Annotated in this window: 16 protein-coding genes and 1 pseudogene; 9 read left to right on the top strand and 8 right to left on the bottom strand. The window is 63.3% G+C overall.

Annotation, left to right across the window (positions count from 1 at the left end):
• Positions 1-81 precede the first annotated feature (81 nt).
• Entirely contained in the window at positions 82-2,361 is a 2,280-nt protein-coding gene (locus tag CEJ45_RS16855) for a UvrD-helicase domain-containing protein (RefSeq protein WP_088756204.1), read from the top strand.
• Positions 2,362-2,525: 164 nt separating this feature from the next.
• Here the strand turns inward: CEJ45_RS16855 and CEJ45_RS16850 are convergent, their stop codons facing one another.
• Positions 2,526-3,011, bottom strand: coding sequence for an Lrp/AsnC family transcriptional regulator (locus CEJ45_RS16850; RefSeq protein ID WP_338152873.1), 486 nt, complete (start codon positions 3,009-3,011; stop codon positions 2,526-2,528).
• A gap of 93 nt (positions 3,012-3,104) precedes the next feature.
• Between CEJ45_RS16850 and CEJ45_RS16845 the strand changes: the two genes are divergently transcribed.
• Positions 3,105-3,665, top strand: coding sequence for an RBBP9/YdeN family alpha/beta hydrolase (locus tag CEJ45_RS16845; RefSeq protein ID WP_167386310.1), 561 nt, complete (start codon positions 3,105-3,107; stop codon positions 3,663-3,665).
• A 56-nt stretch (positions 3,666-3,721) separates the two neighbouring features.
• Here CEJ45_RS16845 and CEJ45_RS16840 read toward each other — a convergent pair whose 3' ends face one another.
• The 3 genes from CEJ45_RS16840 to CEJ45_RS16830 all read right to left on the bottom strand — a co-directional run bounded on the left by CEJ45_RS16840 (position 3,722) and on the right by CEJ45_RS16830 (position 6,924).
• Positions 3,722-4,822 (bottom strand): J domain-containing protein, encoded by a 1,101-nt coding sequence (locus CEJ45_RS16840; RefSeq protein ID WP_088756203.1) that lies wholly within the window; start codon positions 4,820-4,822, stop codon positions 3,722-3,724.
• A 183-nt stretch (positions 4,823-5,005) separates the two neighbouring features.
• Positions 5,006-5,911, bottom strand: a complete 906-nt coding sequence (locus CEJ45_RS16835) for a carbohydrate kinase family protein (RefSeq protein WP_088756202.1) — start codon at positions 5,909-5,911, stop codon at positions 5,006-5,008.
• Between the two features lie 50 nt (positions 5,912-5,961).
• Positions 5,962-6,924, bottom strand: a complete 963-nt coding sequence (locus CEJ45_RS16830; RefSeq protein WP_088756201.1) for a sugar-binding transcriptional regulator — start codon at positions 6,922-6,924, stop codon at positions 5,962-5,964.
• 336 nt (positions 6,925-7,260) lie between these two features.
• Here CEJ45_RS16830 and CEJ45_RS16825 point away from each other — a divergent pair, with 336 nt between their 5' ends.
• The 7 genes and pseudogenes from CEJ45_RS16825 to xylB all read left to right on the top strand — a co-directional run bounded on the left by CEJ45_RS16825 (position 7,261) and on the right by xylB (position 15,454).
• Entirely contained in the window at positions 7,261-8,616 is a 1,356-nt protein-coding gene (locus tag CEJ45_RS16825) for an ABC transporter substrate-binding protein (RefSeq protein WP_088756200.1), read from the top strand.
• Positions 8,617-8,769: 153 nt separating this feature from the next.
• Positions 8,770-9,744, top strand: coding sequence for a carbohydrate ABC transporter permease (locus CEJ45_RS16820; protein WP_088756199.1), 975 nt, complete (start codon positions 8,770-8,772; stop codon positions 9,742-9,744).
• A gap of 32 nt (positions 9,745-9,776) precedes the next feature.
• Positions 9,777-10,556, top strand: a pseudogene (locus CEJ45_RS16815) (carbohydrate ABC transporter permease); the annotation flags it as partial.
• Positions 10,556-11,284 (top strand): HAD family hydrolase, encoded by a 729-nt coding sequence (locus CEJ45_RS16810; RefSeq protein ID WP_088756197.1) that lies wholly within the window; start codon positions 10,556-10,558, stop codon positions 11,282-11,284. The pseudogene CEJ45_RS16815 and the gene CEJ45_RS16810, both read left to right, overlap by 1 nt.
• A gap of 44 nt (positions 11,285-11,328) precedes the next feature.
• A complete protein-coding gene (locus tag CEJ45_RS16805) occupies positions 11,329-12,447 on the top strand; it encodes an ABC transporter ATP-binding protein (protein WP_088756196.1) in 1,119 nt (372 codons plus the stop codon).
• A gap of 37 nt (positions 12,448-12,484) precedes the next feature.
• Positions 12,485-13,918: a D-arabinitol 4-dehydrogenase gene (gene dalD / locus CEJ45_RS16800; protein ID WP_088756195.1), complete on the top strand. Its 1,434-nt coding sequence runs from the start codon at positions 12,485-12,487 to the stop codon at positions 13,916-13,918.
• A 63-nt stretch (positions 13,919-13,981) separates the two neighbouring features.
• The gene (gene xylB / locus CEJ45_RS16795; protein ID WP_088756194.1) at positions 13,982-15,454 is read left to right on the top strand and encodes a xylulokinase; all 1,473 of its coding nucleotides are present in this window, start codon (positions 13,982-13,984) and stop codon (positions 15,452-15,454) included.
• Positions 15,455-15,463: 9 nt separating this feature from the next.
• On the opposite strand, the gene CEJ45_RS16790 is transcribed toward xylB, so the two are convergent.
• From CEJ45_RS16790 to CEJ45_RS16775, 4 genes are all read right to left on the bottom strand, one after another.
• Positions 15,464-17,026, bottom strand: coding sequence for a methyl-accepting chemotaxis protein (locus CEJ45_RS16790; RefSeq protein WP_088756193.1), 1,563 nt, complete (start codon positions 17,024-17,026; stop codon positions 15,464-15,466).
• 159 nt (positions 17,027-17,185) lie between these two features.
• On the bottom strand, positions 17,186-17,989 hold the full coding sequence (locus CEJ45_RS16785) for a BPSS1780 family membrane protein (protein WP_088756192.1): 804 nt from the start codon (positions 17,987-17,989) through the stop codon (positions 17,186-17,188).
• An 11-nt stretch (positions 17,990-18,000) separates the two neighbouring features.
• A complete protein-coding gene (locus tag CEJ45_RS16780; protein WP_088756191.1) occupies positions 18,001-18,954 on the bottom strand; it encodes a homoserine kinase in 954 nt (317 codons plus the stop codon).
• Between the two features lie 184 nt (positions 18,955-19,138).
• On the bottom strand, positions 19,139-19,576 hold the full coding sequence (locus tag CEJ45_RS16775; RefSeq protein WP_088756190.1) for a hypothetical protein: 438 nt from the start codon (positions 19,574-19,576) through the stop codon (positions 19,139-19,141).
• Between the last annotated feature and the right edge of the window lie 56 nt (positions 19,577-19,632).

The raw sequence follows: 19,632 nt of genomic DNA, 5'->3' as shown, positions 1-19,632 counted from the left end.
GCTGTGGATAAATCAACTGTGCGGCAGTATAGCGCCGCGCCTGCCCGCCCGGTCATGGCACGCGCCCTTTATAATCGCGGGATGCAAAATCTTCTCCACAACCTCAATGAAGAGCAGCTCGCCGCCGTGACGCTGCCCGCGCAATCGGCGCTGATCCTGGCCGGTGCCGGCTCCGGCAAGACCCGGGTGCTGACCACCCGCATCGCCTGGCTGATCCAGACCGGGCAGGTCTCACCCTCGGGCATCCTGGCGGTGACCTTCACCAACAAGGCCGCCAAGGAAATGACCGCGCGCCTGTCGGGCATGCTGCCCATCAATACGCGCGGCATGTGGATCGGGACTTTCCACGGGCTGTGCAATCGCCTGCTGCGCGCGCATCACAAGGATGCCGGCCTGCCGCAGACCTTCCAGATCCTCGATACGCAGGACCAGCTCTCGGCCATCAAGCGTTTGTTGAAGCAGATGAACGTGGACGACGAGAAGTATCCGCCGCGCAACCTGATGTACTTCATCAACAGCGCCAAGGACCAGGGCCTGCGCGCCAAGGATGTGGATGCCTACGACGACTACAACCGCAAGTTCGTGGAGCTCTACGAACTCTACGACCAGCAATGCCAGCGCGAAGGCGTGGTCGATTTCGCCGAGCTGCTGTTGCGCACCTACGAATTGCTCTCGCGCAACCAGCCGCTGCGCGAGCATTACCAGGGCCGCTTCCGCCACATCCTGGTCGACGAGTTCCAGGACACCAACGACCTGCAATACAAATGGTTGAAGCTCATGGCCGGCCAGCACGGCGCGGTCTTCGCGGTGGGTGATGATGACCAGAGCATCTATGCCTTCCGTGGTGCGAACGTGGGCAACATGTCGGCCTTCGAGCAGGAATTCCATGTGGAGAACCTGATCAAGCTGGAGCAGAACTACCGCTCGCACGGCCACATCCTGGATACCGCCAACGAACTGATCGCCAACAACAGCAAGCGCCTGGGCAAGAACCTGCGCACCGATGCCGGCCACGGCGAGCAGGTGCGCGTCTATGAAGCCACCAGCGACCTGCAGGAAGCGCAGTGGATCATCGAACAGGTCAAGGACCTGATCGCCGAAGGCTGGGCACGCAGCGAGATTGCCATCCTCTACCGCTCCAACGCGCAGTCGCGCGTGCTGGAGCATGCGCTGTTCAGTTCAGCCATTCCCTATCGCGTCTATGGCGGCCAGCGCTTCTTCGAGCGCGCCGAAATCAAGCACGCGATTGCCTACCTGCAGTTGATGGACAACCTGCACAATGATTCGGCCTTCCTGCGCGTGGTCAACTTCCCCACGCGCGGCATCGGTGCCAAAGCCATGGAGTCCTTGCAGGATGCGGCGCGCCAATATGGCTGCTCGCTCTACGCGGCCGTGCCTTACGTGGCGGGCAAGGCGGGTTCCTCGTTGAATGCCTTCATCAAGCTGATCGAAGGCGCGCGTTTCGAGACCCAGCATTTGCCCCTGCCGGAAATGGTCAAGGTTGTACTGGACCTGTCCGGCCTGATGACCCACTACCGCAATGAAAAGGAAGGTGCAGACCGCATCGAGAACCTGGAGCAATTAGTGAGTGCCGCTACGCTATTTGTCTCCGAAGAAGGCTATGGCCTGGATGCCCCGGCCTTCCTCGGCCCGCAGGCGCAGGCCTCGGCCGGCACTGCCATCACCACCGCCGACGGCGTGGAAGTGCTCGATGCCGATGCGCCGCTGGTGACCATCATGTCGCCGCTGTCGGCCTTCCTCTCGCATGCCTCGCTGGAAGCCGGCGACAACCAGGCGCAGGCAGGCCAGGATGCCCTGCAGCTGATGACGGTGCACTCGGCCAAGGGGCTGGAGTTCGATGCGGTCTTCATCACCGGCATGGAAGAGGGATTGTTCCCGCACGAGAACAGCGCCAAGGAAGAGGGGGGCGTGGAAGAAGAGCGCCGCCTGATGTACGTGGCCATCACGCGGGCCAGGAAGCGTCTCTTCATGACCTTCTCGCAGACCCGCATGCTGCACGGCCAGACGCGCTACAACATGCGCTCACGCTTCTTCGATGAAATGCCGGAGCAGTCGATCAAGTGGCTCTCGCCCAAGATCGCCCAGCATCACTGGTTCGCCAATCCCAAGGCAGCCTGGGATGAAGTGCCGGAAGCGGGCAACAACCGCATCGCGCAGAACTTCTCGCGCCAGACCGATTCCGGCTGGCGCATCGGGCAGAACGTGTCCCATGCCAAGTTCGGCGAGGGCGTCATCGTCAACATCGAAGGTGGTGGCGGAGCGGCGCGGGCGCAGATCAACTTCGGCAAGTTCGGGATGAAGTTGCTGGATCTGTCGGTGGCGAAGCTGGAGAAAATCTAAGTTTTTACGTTGCCGTTGAATTGGGTTGGAACAGTGAAACGCCCCGTTGCCTTCTGGAGTGCAACGGGGCGTTTTCCTTGCCTGCTCCGGCGACTGAATTCTCCATTGTGCTGCTGGATGCACGGCGTGACCACGGACTGCAATCGTAAAATCGTAATAGAGATTCAGGCCCTTGCAACGATGGGTTTCGACGGGTAACTTGCCAGAATGACTGAAGTGGTAACAGCCCCGAACCTCGCCAGTGCATCGATCGCGGCTTCCAGTTGCGCCATCTCCTCCACTAAGACGCGCACGACAAAGCAGTCTTCCCCCGTGATGCGGTCTGCATCAATCACCTCTGGCATTGACGCAAAGGCGAGCAAGCAGCGTTTGATCTCCGCGTGGGTCGTGCGAATCCGCACCAATGCGGAGATACGGTGTCCCACCAAGCCCGGATTTATTTTTGCCGCGTAGCCTTCGATGACACCCCGGTCTTCCAATTTCTTGATACGTGCGGTGACGGCTGGTTGAGATAAACCGATCTGCTTTCCCAGTTCCGTATTGCTGATGCGCGCATTGTGTTGAAGCGCCTCCAAGATGCGCCAATCCAGGCGGTCCAGCACATCTCCTTTGATTTCATTCGTAGAGTCACTCATCTTTTGTTGATTCATTCAGCTGAGGCCTTCAATTCATTTGAAGGTTCATGGTGCCTGAATTCCGTTCTTCATACAATGAGCGCTGTTTCATCAATGGAGACTTCGCAAATGCATCCTTCCGTCCTTCTGGTTCCTGGTATCGGCAACTCCGGCCCTTCGCACTGGCAGAGCTTGTGGCAGTCTTCACATCCGAATTGGCGGCGCCTCATAGTCGACAATTGGGACAACGTTGAATGCGAAGACTGGGTATCCGCACTGGAGCGACAACTTGTCAATGCTCCTGAAGACACCCTGCTGGTAGCCCATAGCCTGGGATGTCTGGCGGTGGCACATTGGGCTGCACAAACGCAGAAGAAGCTCGGTGGCGCCTTGCTGGTGGCCGTTCCCGATCCTGCCTCGTCTTCATTTCCACGTAGCGCGGCGCGTGGATTCTCGCCACTGCCTTCACAACCATTGAGGTTTCCTACGCTGGTCGTCTGCAGCACCGACGATCCCTACGGTAGCGTGGACCATGGCCGAGAATGCGCCAATGCCTGGGGCAGCGAGTTCGTCGTGGTCGGAGCGAAGGGACATCTGAATGCTGAAAGCAACTTGGGTGCCTGGCCGCAAGGGCTAGATTTGCTCGCAAGACTATCCTCTTCGATCGATGATGGCCAAGGGAATCGATGAAACCTGGGGGCAACTCACACTTTCGCGCCGACGATGTCATCCCTGAAGCCATCAGATCAAAACCCCTGTCGGCGCTCCTGCTTCAGCCAAGCCTTGATCTGCTGCACATCCGCAAATGACGCCAACGCCGCGCGCAGCGCTTTGCCGTCTTCCCGCATCCAGCTCATTTCCTTGTTCAGGTCGCGCACGATGCCTTTGGGTGAGACGCGCGCATAGGGTGGCATGCCATAGACCTGCTTGAAATGCAGTTCTACGTGAGAGAGTTCCTGATCCAGCTCCAACAGTTGTTCCTTGAGGATCTGGTTGTAATGCTTCAATCGTTCCGCGCTGATGCCGTTCAACGCATTCTGGTCGATATGCTCCAGTTCCAGTTGGAGTTCAAGCAGTCTCAGCAGGTCGTTCTTTTCGTAGGCCTGGTTGACCTGCTGCATCAGCTGGGTCTTGCGGTCACGCTCGGCGGCGTCGGGTTCGCGGTCGGGATGCAAGGCGCTGGCCAGCTTGCGGTAGACCGCACGGATGGATTGGCTCAGTTCGATGCGCTCTGACTCAAGTTTGACTTCCGCTGCCCGCTGTCGCGGCGATTTCTTGCGGCTCGCGCGGCGCTCCTCGCGCGCTTGCGCCGTCGCCATTTCCTCCTGCTCCCTCTGTTCGAGCATGGCCTCCATTTTCTGCATGATCTCTTCCGGCGTCGCACTGCTAAGATCGTCGCCGAGATCGATGTCCAGCATCTCTTCGATCACCTGCTTGACCTCGTGGAGTTCCTCTTCGGCCTCACGATCATAGTCAGACGCACTGTGCTGGTTGTAGATGAGCTTGAGTTCAGGATCGTCCTGCTTTCCAAGCAGGCGATGCGCCATGTCGGCAATCATTTCCGAGAGCATGGTGCGCTCACCCTTGGTCAATCCCTTTTGTGGCCATGCTTCATGCAGTCGCCGAACCAGCTTGCCGTTGAGTTCTTGCAACTCCCGGTCCAGCGGCACGAATTGATCGACATATTTTTTTTGGAAGTCGGCCATGGCATTCTCCCATTCCGCCAGGCCAGCGCGCCGCTTGCCAATCTGCTTGATGAGGTCATTGAACTTCTTCTGGGCGGGCGACAGGGGGACTTCCTGTTCGGTGTCGTCAATACTGATGGCACGCAGGTGTGGCTTGGTCATGGGGTAGGGGACTGACTCGGAAACCAGAATTTTAACCGGGTCCGCGACAAGCCAGATGCGTACGTTGGGGCTGGCGCCTCGTGCATTTGACGGGCATTGGTGAAGGAACTGGCAAGGGGCCAGACCAGGTGCGGCCGGGAGGACAGGCCTCCCGGCCGGGGTGAAGTTTTCTGTAAATTTGCCTCAGCCGCGTTCGATCATGGCTTGTACTTCATCCCAGGTCGCGGCATAGGCCCCGGCCTTGGAAGCGGCAATGGCCGCACCGGCCGCCGCACATTGCAGGTGGACCTGCGCGGGGGCCGCGGGCTGGCGCAGCTGGCTGGCGATCCAGCCTCCCATGGAGGCGTCGCCGCAGCCCACCGTGTCGACCACCTCGACGCGATAGGCCGGCTGGTCGATGACCTGCCCGCCCTTGATCCACTGCATGCCCTTGGCACCCAGCGTGTAGAGGATTTCCGCCTGCGGGGCCAGCGCTTGCAGCGTGGCCAGCGCATTGGCGTCACCGGGGAAGAGGCGCTCCAGGTCTTCGTCGGACACCTTCACGTAATGCGACAGCGACAGCAGTTGCTGCAACAGGATGCGATACGAAGGGCTGTCCATGAGCTTGCGCCAGTTGGGATCGAAGGCGATCTTCTTGTTGCGCAGCGCCGCTTCCTGGGCGATCTGCAGCAGGCGCGAGGCCAGCGGTTCGCGGGTCAGGCTGATGCAGCCGAAGTGCAGCACGCGGGCCTCGTCCATCCAGCCGGCGGGCAGGCGTTGCGGATCAAAATGCAGGTCGGCGCTGTCGTCGCCGATGAAGAAGTAATCAGGCGGCGTGGTCGAGGTCACCATGGCCAGCAGCGGTGCCTTGGCGTGCTGCTGGGTGAAACGCATGTCCAGTCCGGCCGCTTCGGTGAGCGCGTACAGTTCGGCGCCGAAGACGTCGGTACTGACGCTGCCGGCATACCCGGTGGCCACACCCAGGCGGGCGGCGGCGCGTGCCACGTTCCAGCAGGCGCCGCCAGGAATGGCGCGCCACTGGCCGTCAGGCTGGCGGATGAAATCGGTGAGGGCTTCGCCGAAGACGACGAATGCGGCGCTCTGGGTCATGCTGGTCTCCGTGGGCTAGTCGTTATGTGTGTCAGGAATGGCTTGTCGATTCAATCTTGCAAGGCGTGGCGCGCGCAGGTCTCATCGGTCACCAGGCCGGTGAGCCAGCCGCCGCGCAGGGCCGCACGCACGGCGTCGGCTTTCTTGCTGCCGCCGGAGAGCGCGATCACCGGCCGCTGCGGTGCCTGTGCCAGCGGCGGCGTGGTCACGCGCGCGGCCAGCGAAGAGGGCAGCATGACGCCGTCGATGTCGAAGGCGTGGCAGATCATCTCGCCTACTGCCCCCTGGCGCTGCAGGTCGGCCACTTCTTCATCGTCGATGAAACCGTCTTCGTGCATCGCGCCCTGCAAGGCGATGGTGCCGATGCCCAGGAAGGTCACATCGGCGCGCTCGGCCAGGCCGGTCACGATCTTGTAGGCGCGGTGGTTGCACCATTGCTGGCGGTCGCGTTCACTTTCGGCCACGCGCGGGGCGGGCAGCAGGTAGAAGCGCGCGCCCAGTTTTTCTGCGGCCTGCAGGGCCACATCGTAGCGGTTGGCCGAACCGTCGGAGGCGAAAGCACCAATCATCGAGACGATCTGGTGCTGCGGGCGCTCCAGTTCCGACAGGCGCTCGATGGCCGCCTTGAGCGTGCGGCCCGAGCCGACGTTGACCACCAGCGGTGCTTCCGAACTGAGGTATTGCTCCATCACCTCGGCCCCGGCCACGGCCAGCATCTGCTGCACTTCCTGCGATTCGTTGGGATTGCCCGCGCCGCCTGCGCCGGGTACCACGTGGCACACCTCCAGCCCATAGCGCGCCTGCAGACCCTGCGCCAGTTCCAGGCAGGAAGAGACCGGATGCGTGATCTGCACTTTCACCAGGTTGGCATCGGCCGCATAGGCCACCATGCGCTGCGCCATCTGGCGCGAGATACCGAGCCGCTCGGCGATTTCGTTCTGGGTGTTGCCGGCCACGTAGTACATCCACGCGGCACGTGCCGCCAGGTCGAGTTTGGATGCGCTGCTAGACATGTTCTCCTCGCCAGCCGGCCCGGCCCTGCAGGTGCAGGCGGGCGTGTGCTGTTGCTGTGATGTTGGTTGCGCGGAAATTCGCGCTGAATTCCCTGTTGGGTCGCCATTTTACGGCGACTTGGCGCCTCCATTATTGCCAAGCTTGGGCAAATGCTCAATCGAAAAGCAAATGCTTGACACGAATTCGAGAATCGATGAATATTTGCCCATAAAAATAATATTTGCTCAAAAAGTCGTTCACGAAAATCGCCTTCCCCTGCATGTGTGCACGGGCCTCACCGGCCGCTGCCACCCAGGAAGAACGTGCAGGAGGGCACATAACATTCGGAGACCAGCATGTCCAAACTCGTGCGCACCCGTGCGTCCGGCGCTACCCGCATTCGCTTCACCCTGGCCGCTGCGGCCGTCTCGGCCCTGTTTGCCGCCGGCCTGGCGCAAGCCGAGCCGGTGACGCTGAACATCGCGTCCATCAACAACCCCGACATGATCGAACTGCAGAAGCTGGCACCGGCGTTCGAGAAGGCCAATCCCGACATCAAGCTGCGCTGGGTCACCATGGAAGAAAGCGTGCTGCGCCAGCGCCTGACCACCGACATCGCCACCAACAGCGGCCAGTTCGACCTGATGACCATCGGTGCGTATGAAGCGCCGATCTGGGCCAAGAAGGGCTGGCTGGCGCCGATGAGCGGGCTGCCGGCAGACTACGATGAGGCCGATCTGATCAAGCCGGTGCGCGAAGGCCTGACCGTGGATGGCAAGCTCTATGCACTGCCGTTCTACGCCGAAAGCTCGATGACCTACTACCGCAAGGATCTCTTCGAGCAGAAGAAGCTGACCATGCCGCAGCACCCGACCTGGGACGAAGTCGCCAAGCTGGCCGCACAACTGCATGACCCGGCCAAGGGCGTCTACGGCATCTGCCTGCGCGGCCGTGCCGGCTGGGGCGAGAACATGGCCATCATCACCACCATGGCCAATGCCTGGGGTGGCCGCTGGTTCGACGAGCAATGGCAGCCGCAGCTGTCTTCGCCGGAATGGAAGAAATCGGTCAACTTCTATGTCGACCTGATGCGCAAGTACGGCCCGCCGGGCGCCAGCTCCAACGGTTTCAATGAAAACCTGGTGCTGTTCTCCAGCGGCAAGTGCGGCATGTGGGTCGATGCCACGGTGGCCGCCGGCATGCTCTATCACGGCAAGGATTCCAAGGTGGCCGACAAGACCGCCTTCGCCCCCTCGCCGCAGCAGGTGACCGACAAGGGTTCGCACTGGTTGTGGATCTGGTCGCTGGCCGTGCCGAAGTCCTCCAAGTCGCAGGACGCCGCCAGAAAGTTCGCCGCCTGGGCCACCTCCAAGGAATACATCAACCTGGTGGCCAAGGATTCCGGCTGGGCCCTGGTGCCGCCGGGTACGCGCAATTCGACCTACGCGTCGGCCGAGTACAAGAAGGTCTCGCCCTTCTCCGACTTCGTGCTCGATGCGATCCAGACGGCCGACGCCAACAAGCCGACCTTGAAACCGGTGCCTTATACCGGCGTGCAGTTCGCCACCATTCCCGAGTTCCAGTCGATCGGCACCGTGACCGGCCAGGCCATTGCCGGTGCACTGGCCGGCAAGACCAGCGCGGATGCCGCCCTGGATGCCGCGCAGGCGCAGGCGGTGCGGATGATGCGCCAGGGCCGCTACATCAAGTAAGCCCGGCCGCTTGTGGTTCCGCCGGCATGCAGCCCGTGCTGCATGCTCCGCGCGCGATGTGACCGTCATGCCTGCATGACGACCGCATCGCGCCGTTCTCCCCGGCTGTCTGCACCTTGCGTGCGCCGCCCGGATTGAAATGCCGAGGCCCTCATGTCCACGATCCACTCCACCCAGGTGTCGTCCACCTCACCGATGATGCAAAGACCTTCCCAGCCTGCCGCGCGCAAGCAGCAGACCAGTCCGCCGCGCAAGGAACGCTTCAATCCCATCCGCCTGATGCAGACGCCGTCGGTGCTGATCCTGCTGGCCTGGATGATCGTTCCGCTGGTGATGACCATCTATTTTTCGGTCAATCGCTACAACCTGATGGCCCCTGACCAGACCGGTTTCGTGGGTCTGGAAAACTATATCTTCCTGTTGCAGGACCCGGCCTTCTGGCCCTCCATCGGCAACACCGCACTGCTGATCGGTTCGGTACTGGCCATCAGTGTCATCGGCGGCACCCTGCTGGCGGTACTGTTCGACCAGCCGTTCCGCGGGCGCGGCATTGCGCGCCTCCTGGTGATCGGCCCCTTCTTCGTCATGCCCACCGTGGCCGCGCTGATCTGGAAGAACATGATCATGCATCCGGTCTACGGCATCCTGGCCTACGTGATGCGGCACCTGGGGCTGGAGCCCATCGACTGGCTGGCCGAGTACCCCATGCTGTCGGTCATCATCATTGTGGCCTGGCAGTGGATTCCGTTTGCCTTCCTGATCCTGCTTACCGCGCTGCAGTCGCTCGATACTGACCAGAAGGAAGCGGCCCAGCTCGACGGCGCGGGGCCGGTACGCATCTTCTTCTACATCGTCCTGCCGCACCTCAAGCGCGCCATCACGGTGGTCATCATGATCGAGACCATTTTCCTGCTCTCGGTCTTTGCGGAAATCTTCACCACCACGGCAGGCGGCCCGGGCACGGCCACCACCAACCTGACCTTCCTGGTCTATTCGATCGGCCTGCAGCAGTTTGATATCGGCATCGCTTCGGCGGGCGGCATCTTCGCAGTCGTGCTGGCCAACATCGTCTCGTTCTTCCTGGTGCGCATGCTGGCCAGGAACCTCAAGGGAGTCAACGAAAAATGAGCGATCCAAAGAAAAGCCCCCTGTGGGTGGCGGTGCTGGGCTGGGCCTGCGCCATCGTGCTGTTCTTCCCCATCTTCTGGGTGGCGATCACGGCCTTCAAGACCGAGTCCCAGGCCTATACGCCCTCGCTGCTCTTCCTGCCCACGCTGGAGACCTTCCGCGAAGTCTTCAGCCGCAGCCACTACCTGGGCTATGTGCAGAATTCTCTGATCGTCTCGCTGGGGTCGACGCTGCTGTCGCTGCTCTTGGCAGTGCCGGCGGCGTATTCGATGGCCTTCTTCCCGACCGGCCGCACCCAGAAGCTGCTGCTGTGGATGCTGTCGACCAAGATGATGCCGGCCGTGGGCGTACTGATCCCCATCTATCTGCTGGCCAAGAATACCGGTCTGCTTGATACGGTAACGGGGTTGACCCTCATCTATACGCTCATCAACCTGCCCATCGCGGTGTGGATGGCCTTCACCTACTTCAATGACGTGCCCAAGGAAATCCTCGAAGCGGCCCGCATCGACGGGGCCAACGCCTGGCAGGAAATGATTTACCTGCTCCTGCCGACGGCCATGCCGGGCCTGGCTTCCACGGCCTTGCTGCTGATCATCCTGTCGTGGAATGAAGCCTTCTGGAGCCTGAACCTCACCAGCGTCAACGCGGCGCCGCTGACGGTGTTCATCGCCTCCTATTCCAATCCGGAAGGCCTGTTCTGGGCCAAGCTGTCGGCCGCCTCGCTGCTGGCGATCGCCCCGATCATGGCGCTGGGCTGGCTGGCGCAGAAGCAGCTGGTGCGCGGCCTGACCTTCGGAGCGGTGAAGTGATGATGGCGCGCCAGGCAATCACCCACCTGATCTGCGACTGCGACGGCGTGCTGCTCGATAGCGAGAGCATCGCCCTGCGTGTGCTGCATCGTGAGTTGCTGCCGCTGCTGCCGGCCTGGAGCGGTGCCGACGACGATGGCGAGCAGGAAGAGCAGCGCAGCCAGGCCCTGCACACTGCCATCGCCCATCGCCTGGGCATGTACACCGACATCCTGCTGGGCGAAGTCGATGTGGAATTCGAACTGGGCCTGGATGCCGCCGCTGCCGAGCGCATCCACCAGGCCGTGGCCGTGGCCTGCGGTGACGAAGCGCAGCCGGTGCCGGGCGTGGTCGAGGCCCTGCAGGCGATCCGCTTGCCGCGTGCGGTGGCCAGCAACAGCGATGCGCCGCGTATCGAAGCAGGCTTGCGCCGCTGCGGCCTGTATCCGCAATTTGCCGGCCGCATCTACAGCGGCCATGACGTGGCCCATCCCAAGCCGGCACCGGATGTGTATCTGGCGGCAGCGGCGGGCTTCAACGTCGACCCGGCGCGCTGCGTGGCGGTTGATGACAGCGTCACCGGCGTGCGCGCGGCAGTGGCCGCGGGCATGCACGTGCTGGGCTTTACCGGCGTGGCGCACGACCGCAAGACGATGGCGCGCAAGTTGAAGGATGCCGGCGCGCATCAGGTATTCGAGGACATGAAACAGTTTCCGCAACTGGTGAGTGAATTGATCTGGCTGCGCTGAGCAAAGAGCGCGCAGTCCCCCTACAAGAGAACGAGGAGAACCCCATGGCAGCCGTGAGCATCAGGAACCTGGCCAAGCGCTACGAAGACAACGAAGTCATGCGCGACATCAATCTGGAAATCGAGGATGGCGAATTCGTCGTCTTCGTCGGCCCCTCTGGCTGCGGCAAGTCGACCTTGCTGCGCATGATCGCCGGCCTGGAAGAGATCAGCGATGGCGACCTCGACATCGGCGCGCGCCGCATGAATGACGTGCCCGCCTCCAAGCGTGGCGTGGCCATGGTGTTCCAGTCCTATGCGCTGTATCCGCACATGAGCCTGTACGACAACATGGCCTTTGGCCTCAAGATCGCCGGCAAGTCCAAGGCCGAGATCGATGCCGCCGTCCAGCATGCCGCCAAGATCCTGCACATCGATCACCTGCTGGACCGCAAGCCGCGCGCGCTCTCCGGCGGCCAGCGCCAACGCGTGGCCATCGGCCGCGCCATCACGCGCCAGCCCAGCGTGTTCCTCTTCGATGAGCCGCTGTCGAACCTCGATGCCGCGCTGCGCGTGAAGATGCGCCTGGAATTCGCCAAGCTGCATGATGACTTGAAGACCACCATGATCTACGTGACCCACGACCAGATCGAGGCCATGACCCTGGCCGACAAGATCGTGGTGCTCTCCGAAGGCCGCATCGAACAGGTCGGTTCGCCCCAGCAGCTGTATCACCATCCGGCCAATCGCTTCGTGGCCGGCTTCATCGGTTCGCCCAAGATGAACTTCATCGATGGCACCGTGGCCGCCGTGCAGGCCGATGGCGTGCAGGTGCAATTGCCCGGGGGCGGGCTGCAATGGGCTGCGGTTGACGGCAGCACGTTGCAAGCGGGGCAGAAGGTCACGCTGGGCGTGCGTCCCGAGCATCTCAACATCGCGCAGGGCCAGGCCGCGCTGCAAGCACGCTGCACGGCGCTGGAACTGCTGGGCGATTTCTCTTACCTCTATGCAGCCCATGAAGGCAGCGACGATGCGCTGATCCTGCGCGTGCCCGACAGCCTCGATCCGCCGCATGGCAGCGTCCTGCAATTGGCTGCCGATCCGGCGCGCTGCCATCTGTTCGTTGTCGATGGCCAGGCCTTGCCGCGCCTGGCCTCGAGCGTGGCTGCGCCGCGCCAGCATTGATCCCTTTGCACATTCACTTCCTCGACAAGGACCAGGCATGACCCGTACCGCCACTTCCCTCGACCAGGACGCCGCCGACAGCCTGACCTGGCTGCACATCGGCGCCGGTTCCTTCCATCGCGCCCACCAGGCGGTCTACCTGAATGCGCTGCGCGAGAGTGGCGCCGACCGCCGCTGGCAACTGGCGCTGGCCAATATCCGCGCCGACATGAGCCCGCTGCTGGAAGCGCTGGCACGCCAGCAGGGCCAGTACACGCTGGAGACCGTCACGCCCCAGGGCGAGCGCAGCTACCAGCGCATTGCCGCCATCGGCCGCATCCTGCCGTGGGATGAACGGCTCACGCAGCTGATCGCCGCCGGTGCCGAAGAACGCACCCGCATCATCTCCTTCACCGTGACCGAGGGGGGCTACTACCTCGACCATCACTACCAGCTCGACACGGGCAACCCCGACCTGGCCGATGACCTGCGCTGCGCCCTCGATGGCAGCGGTGCACCGCGCACCATCTACGGTGCGATCGCGGCCATCCTGCGCGCGCGCAGCCAGGCCCATCCGCAGGCGGCGCTGACCCTGCTGAACTGTGACAACCTGCGCCACAACGGCGAGCGCTTCCGCGACGGCTTGCGCCAGTTCCTGACCCTGCGCGGCGAATCCGCACTGGTGGCCTGGATGGATGCCCAGACCACCAGCCCCAACGCCATGGTGGACCGCATCACACCCCGCCCCACACCGGCGGTTGCGGCCCGTGTGAAAGAAAATACAGGGGTCGACGATCCCTGCGCCCTGATGGGCGAGTCCTTCATCCAATGGGTGATCGAAGACGACTTCAAGGCCGGTCGTCCGCGCCTGGAAGCGGCCGGGGTGGAGATGGTGCAATCGGTGCTGCCCTACGAGGAAGCCAAGATCCGCATCCTCAACGCCAGCCACAGCTGCATCGCCTGGGCCGGCACGCTGGCCGGGCTGCAATACATCCACGAAGGCACGCTGCGCGACGATATCCGCCAGATGGCGCATGACTACGTGACGCAGGATGTGATCCCCTGCCTCACGCCCAGCCCGATCGACCTGGCGGCGTACCGCGATACCACGCTGGCCCGCTTCTCCAACCCGGCCATCCAGGATACCAACCAGCGCGTGGCCGCCGATGGCTATTCCAAGATCCCCGGCTTCATTCGCCCGACCCTGCAGGAGAGCCTGGCCGCCGGGCGCGATCCTCAGGCCACGGCCATGCTGCCTGCGCTGTTCCTGGTATTCCTGCAGCGCTGGGCGGCCGGAGCGCTGCCCTACGAATACCAGGACGGCATCTTCGACGCCGCCGCCGCGCGCCGCATGCTGGCGGCAGATGACGTGGTGCAGGCCTTCTGCGCGGATGCCGTTCTGTGGGGCGAGCTGGTTGGTGATGCGCGCCTGGTGGCGCTGGTGCGCTCGGCCTATGGACGTGTGCAGCAGTGGCTGGGGCAGGCGCAGTGACGCTGCCTTTTGTGCCCAAGGCGTCATAGAATTGCCGTTCAATAACGAATAACGAGGAGCACCATGTATCTTGGGATCGACCTGGGTACGTCCGAGGTCAAGGCGGTGGTGATCGACGAGACGGGCGCGCTGCTGGCACTGGCCGGCAGTACGCTGACGGTCTCGCGTCCGCATCCGCGCTGGTCCGAGCAGAGCCCGGCCGACTGGTGGCAGGCCACCTGCGCGACCGTGGACAAGCTGCGCGAACAGCTCGGCAGTGAGCGCTTCGGCCTCATCCGCGCCATCGGCCTGTCCGGCCAGATGCATGGTGCCGTGCTGATGGATGCACAGGATGCCGTGCTGCGTCCGGCCATCCTCTGGAGCGATTCGCGCAGTGCTCCCGAATGCGCCGAGCTGGAACGCCGCGCACCGCGCCTGCATGGTATCGCCGGCAACCTGGCCATGCCGGGCTTCACCGCGCCCAAGCTGCTGTGGGTGGCGCGTCATGAACCACAACTGTTTGCGCGCATCGCGACGGTCCTGCTACCCAAGGATTGGTTGCGTTTCATGATGACCGGGCGCAAGGTGTGCGATCCGTCGGACGCGGCCGGTACGCTGTGGCTGGACGTGGAAGGCCGCAACTGGTCCGACGAACTGCTGGCCGCCTCCGGCATGCGGCGCGATCAGATGCCGGCGCTGGTCGATGGCAGCGCAGTGTCAGGCACGCTGTTGCCGGAAGTCGCGCAGGCCTGGGGTTTGCGTGCGGACGTGATCATGGCCGGTGGCGCCGGCGACGGTGCGGCCAGTGCCGTGGGCATCGGTGCGGTCAAGCCCGGTGATGGTTTTCTCTCATTGGGCACTTCCGGTGTGCTGTTCGTGGTCAATGACCGCTTCCGCCCGAATCCGGGGCGCGCCATTCACGCCTTCTGCCATACCCTACCGCAGCGCTGGCACCAGATGAGCGTGATGCTCTCGGCGGCCAGTTGCCTGCGCTGGTTCTGCCGCTTGTGTTCAGTCGATGAGAAGAGCCTGCTGGCCGAGATCGAACAGCTTGATGAGGAAGCGCGCAACAATGCGCCGCTGTTCCTGCCTTACCTGTCGGGTGAACGCACACCGCACAACGATCCCTATGCCACCGGCGTCTTCCACGGGCTGACACCGGAACACCAGCGCGCCGCACTCGGCTATGCGGTGCTCGAAGGCGTGGCCTTCGGCATGGTGGATGGGCTCGATGCGTTGCGAGCGGCGGGCACCGATGTGGCCGAATTGTCGCTGGTCGGGGGTGGCGCGCGCAGTGTGTATTGGGCACAGTTGCTGGCCGACGCGCTGCAGGTGCGCATCGTCACCCATGTGGGCAGCGAGGCCGGTGGCGCGCTGGGTGCGGCGCGCCTGGCCTGGCTGGCCGATGGCGGCGATGAAGCCGAGGTGTGCCGCAAGCCGGCACAGCAGGCGCTGTACCAGCCCGATGCGGCAAGGCATGCGGCCCTGCAGGTGCGGTTGCAGCGCTATCGGGCGATCTATGCCCCGTTTGCGCCCTTGCAGGGAGAGAGTGCTTGAGCGCGGTGCTTACTTGCGCTGGAACTTGAACACCGAAATCGCCTGCAGCAAGCGCATCGTCTGCTCTTCCAGGCTGGTGGCCGCTGCTGCGGCTTCCTCCACCAGCGAGGCATTCTGCTGGGTGCTGGCATCCATCTGCGTGATGGCTTCATGCACCTGGTTGATGCCCGCACTCTGCTGCTGGGTGGCTTCGTTGATCTCGCTCATGATGCCCGAGACCCGCTGCACCGAGGCCACGATGTCGCGCATGGTGCTGCTGGCCTGCTCGACCTGGCGATTGCCCACTTCCACCTTGGCCACCGAATCGTCGATCAACTGCTTGATCTCCTTGGCCGCCGCGGCCGAGCGCTGCGCCAGCATGCGCACTTCCGAAGCCACCACGGCAAAGCCGCGTCCCTGCTCACCGGCGCGCGCCGCTTCCACGGCGGCGTTGAGGGCCAGGATATTGGTCTGGAAGGCGATGCTGTCGATCAGGCCAATGATGTCCACGATCTTGTTGGAGGATTCGCTGATCTCGTTCATCGTCGTGCCGGTACTGGCCACGGCATCGCCGCCGCGCATGGCGATGGACGATGCGGTACCGGCCAGCTCGTTGGCCTGGCCCGCGTGATCCGCATTCTGGCGCACGGTGCCGGCCAGCTGGTGCATGCTCGATGCCGTTTCTTCCAGATTGGCGGCCTGCTGTTCGGTGCGGCGCGAGAGGTCCATGTTGCCGGTGGCGATTTCGCGGGTGGCCAGGTTGATGGTCTCGACGTTGGAACGCACGTCGCCGATGATGGCGGTCAGGTTCACGTTCATCTGGCGCAGCGAGGCCAGCAGGCGGCCCAGTTCATCATGGCGGCCGGTCTCGATGCGTACCGAGAGGTCGCCCCCCGTGATGGCGTGGGTGATATCGAGTGCCTGCTGCAGCGGCTTGATGAGCGCGGCACGCAGGGCGATCCACTGCACGATCGACAGCAGTGCTGACGCCGCCGCCAGCGCGCTGATCCACCACTGGTGCAGCGTCAGCATGCCGGCCAGGACGACAGCGACCTGGATCGCCAGCATCACGCCCATCGACCAGTTCAGGCGGGTGTTCAATTGCATGCGGCCGAGCTTGCCGATCCATCCCGCCAGCCCCGTGCGCACGACTTCACCACGATGCAAGGCAATGCCCTTGGCCTGGCCACGGCGCATGCTTGCGTAGAGCTTCTCGGCCCCTTCCACCGCCGCGCGTTCGGGCTTGGTACGAACCGACATGTAGCCGACTACCTGGCCGCTCTCACGGATGGGCGTCACGTTGGCGCGGACCCAGTAATGATCGCCGCTCTTGCTGCGGTTCTTGACCAGCCCGGTCCAGGGCATGCCGCCCTTGATGGTGGCCCACATGTCGGCGAAAGCCTCGGGCGGCATGTCGGGATGGCGGATCAGGTTTTGCGGCGCGCCCAGCAATTCCTCTTCCTCGAAACCGCTGATCTCGATGAAGTAGGGATTGACGTAGGTGATGTTGCCTTGGAGATCGGTCTTGGAAACGATGGCCTTGCCATCGATGAGCAGGCGTTCCTGCCCTGTGACCGGCATGTTCATGCGCATCTGATACCCCCGTGTAAGAAGCTGTGTTGATGGAAAGTCCAGCTGGCGGGGGCGGGCGGTGGTGCCGGAGGTGTTCGCCTCTCCCTTGCGAACACGTCGGACCAGGCACGCCAGGCAGCGACAGCCTGGCGCAAGGTCCTGCCTGACGGGAATGACGCGTCAGACGATGGGATTGTCTCCTTTGTGCGGGCTGTCGGACCCTCTGCGGGGCTTTCCGAAGACGCTAGTGTAGGTCGGATAGAAGGAACAGTACATGATGACCGTCAATATTATCGAGATCGGCAGCAGGATGAAGAACACCACCGCGATGCTGCCGGTCAGCAGCGTGATGGCCATGCTGATGACCGTGGGCACCACGATGGCGATCACGATCCAGGCCAGGCCGTAGACCAGGAAGGCCCGGCCGGCGCGGCGCACGGTGAAGAAGCTGTAGAACAGCGCCTTCCCCAGCGGCATCTGCTGCCACATGATCAACGGCGCCGCATACCAGAAGGCCATGGCCGCCGGCACGTAGAGGGCAGCCGCCACCAGCATGGCGATGCGCATGCTGCCGGCGGCGCTTTCCAGTTCCTGGGTCGACAGGCCGCCGCCCATCATGGCTTTCCAGAAGGTGCCGCCATCGGCCAGGGCTGAGGCCGCCACCACCAGCGTGGCCACCAGCAGGTAGAGCAGGCCGAGCTTGAGCAAGGTATTGCGTGCCGGACTGCGGAAGGCGATCAACAGCAGGTTGGGGAAGACCCGTTCACCCCGCTCGATCTGCGCGCAGGCCTGCATGAAGGACATCGAGAACAGCGGGATCAGGATCAGCGGCAGCATCTGGCCGAGCACCGGGATGATGCCCAGGGCCAGCATCAGGAACATGTAGGCCAGGAACAGCGTGGAGATTTCGGCCGGTTGTTTTCTGAACAGGACAAAGCCCTGTTTGACCCAGGACCAGCCGATGTGTGCGGGGATCTTTTCCATAGCTCCAGTGGTTACAGCGCCGGTGGCGCATCCTTGATGCGCAGGCGCAGGATGCGTTCGAAGTGTGTGGGGTCGTGCGGCGTGAGCATTTCGGCTTCGCGCGGCAGGTAGAAATCGTACAGGCGCGAGAGCCAGAAGCGCAGCGCAGCGGCACGCAGCATGGGCTGCCAGGCGATGCCTTCGGCCTGCGAGAACGGACGCACGGCACGGTAGGCGGCCAGCATGGCTTGGCTGCGGGCGGTATCGAGCACGCCTGTCTCCAGGTCCACGCACCAGTCATTGACGGTGACGGCCAGGTCGAAGAGCCAGGTATCGCAACCGGCGAAATAGAAATCGAAGATGCCCGAGAGTTGCTCCCCCACGAACATCGCATTGTTGCGGAACAGGTCGGCATGCACCGGTCCGCGCGGCAGGGCGCGGTAGTCGGGGGTGGCGGCGAAGTCCTTCTGGTATTGCACTTCGCTGGCCAGCAGTTGGCCCAGCTCGGCCGGCAGGAAGGGCAGTACCGCCGGGGTGGTTTCCAGCCACCAGGCCAGGCCGCGCAGGTTGGGCTGCAGGATCTTGAAATCCTTGGCCGCCAGGTGCATGCGCGCCAGCATGTCGCCCAGCGCGGCGCAGTGCACCGGTTGCGGATCGAGCTGCGACTGGCCTTCGAGCTTGCTGACGATGGCCGCCGGCTTGTCGTTGAGCAGGTTGACGATGGCGCCCTTGTCGTTGGGTACCGGCGCCGGCACAGGGATGCCGCGCTGCGCCAGGTGGCGCATCAGTTCCAGGTAGAAGGGCAGTTGTTCGATATGCAGCTTTTCGAACAGGGTCAGCACATATTCGCCTTGCTCCGTGCCGATGAAGAAGTTGCTGTTTTCGATGCCCGAGGAGATGCCCTTGATCGAGGTGGCGCGGCCGAGCGGGAATTGTTCAATCCAGTCCGAGAGTTGTTCCAGACTGACCGGTGTAAAGACTGCCATGACGAAAATGAATAGAGGATGCTGGCTGGGGCGCGCTGCCGGCAAGTCCGGCCGCTGCGCGAGGGGGAGGGCAGTTGCGCCGTCCTTCCTGTTCCTGGACCGGCCGCGCAGTGCGGCCGGGTGATGCGCTTGATCGCTGGCGATGGCGCACCGTCACCGCGTGGCGAGGTGCGCGATCACGGGATCACTTCTTGGTGGTGCCGTCGGTGTCGCCTTCCTGGGGCTTCTTGACACCCCAGTCGAACTCGCCGACCTTCCATTGGGCCGAGCTCGGCGGCGGGCTTTGTGCGTCGCCCGGGGTGGAGCCACCCAGCTGCGGGTTGGGACGCACGTAGTAGGTGCTGGGACCGGACTTGACTTCGATTTCCTTGGTCTGGCCGTGGTCGCGGCGTTCCTTGATGCTGTTGCCCTGGGTGCGGCTGTCTTCGCCCGGCTTGCGGATGGTCACGGCCGGCGGTTCGCCTTCTTCCAGCTTCTCCAGTTCGGGCGGCGGCGGGGCCGGCTGGGCAGCCAGGCCGGCAGGCGGCGTTTGCGCCAGGGCCAGTGGTGCGGCCAGGCCAGCCGATGCGCACAGCAGCACGGCTGCCAGGGACTCTTTGAACCGGAGTTGGGATGGTTTCATGATCTTGTGAAGAAAAAGGGGGGTGTCGTTTTCTTCATTGTAGCAAACCATCAAGG

Source organism: Herbaspirillum aquaticum (genome assembly GCF_002213425.1).
Classification (GTDB): Bacteria; Pseudomonadota; Gammaproteobacteria; order Burkholderiales; family Burkholderiaceae_D; genus Herbaspirillum; species Herbaspirillum aquaticum.
This window is presented reverse-complemented; position numbering and strand designations above follow the sequence as displayed.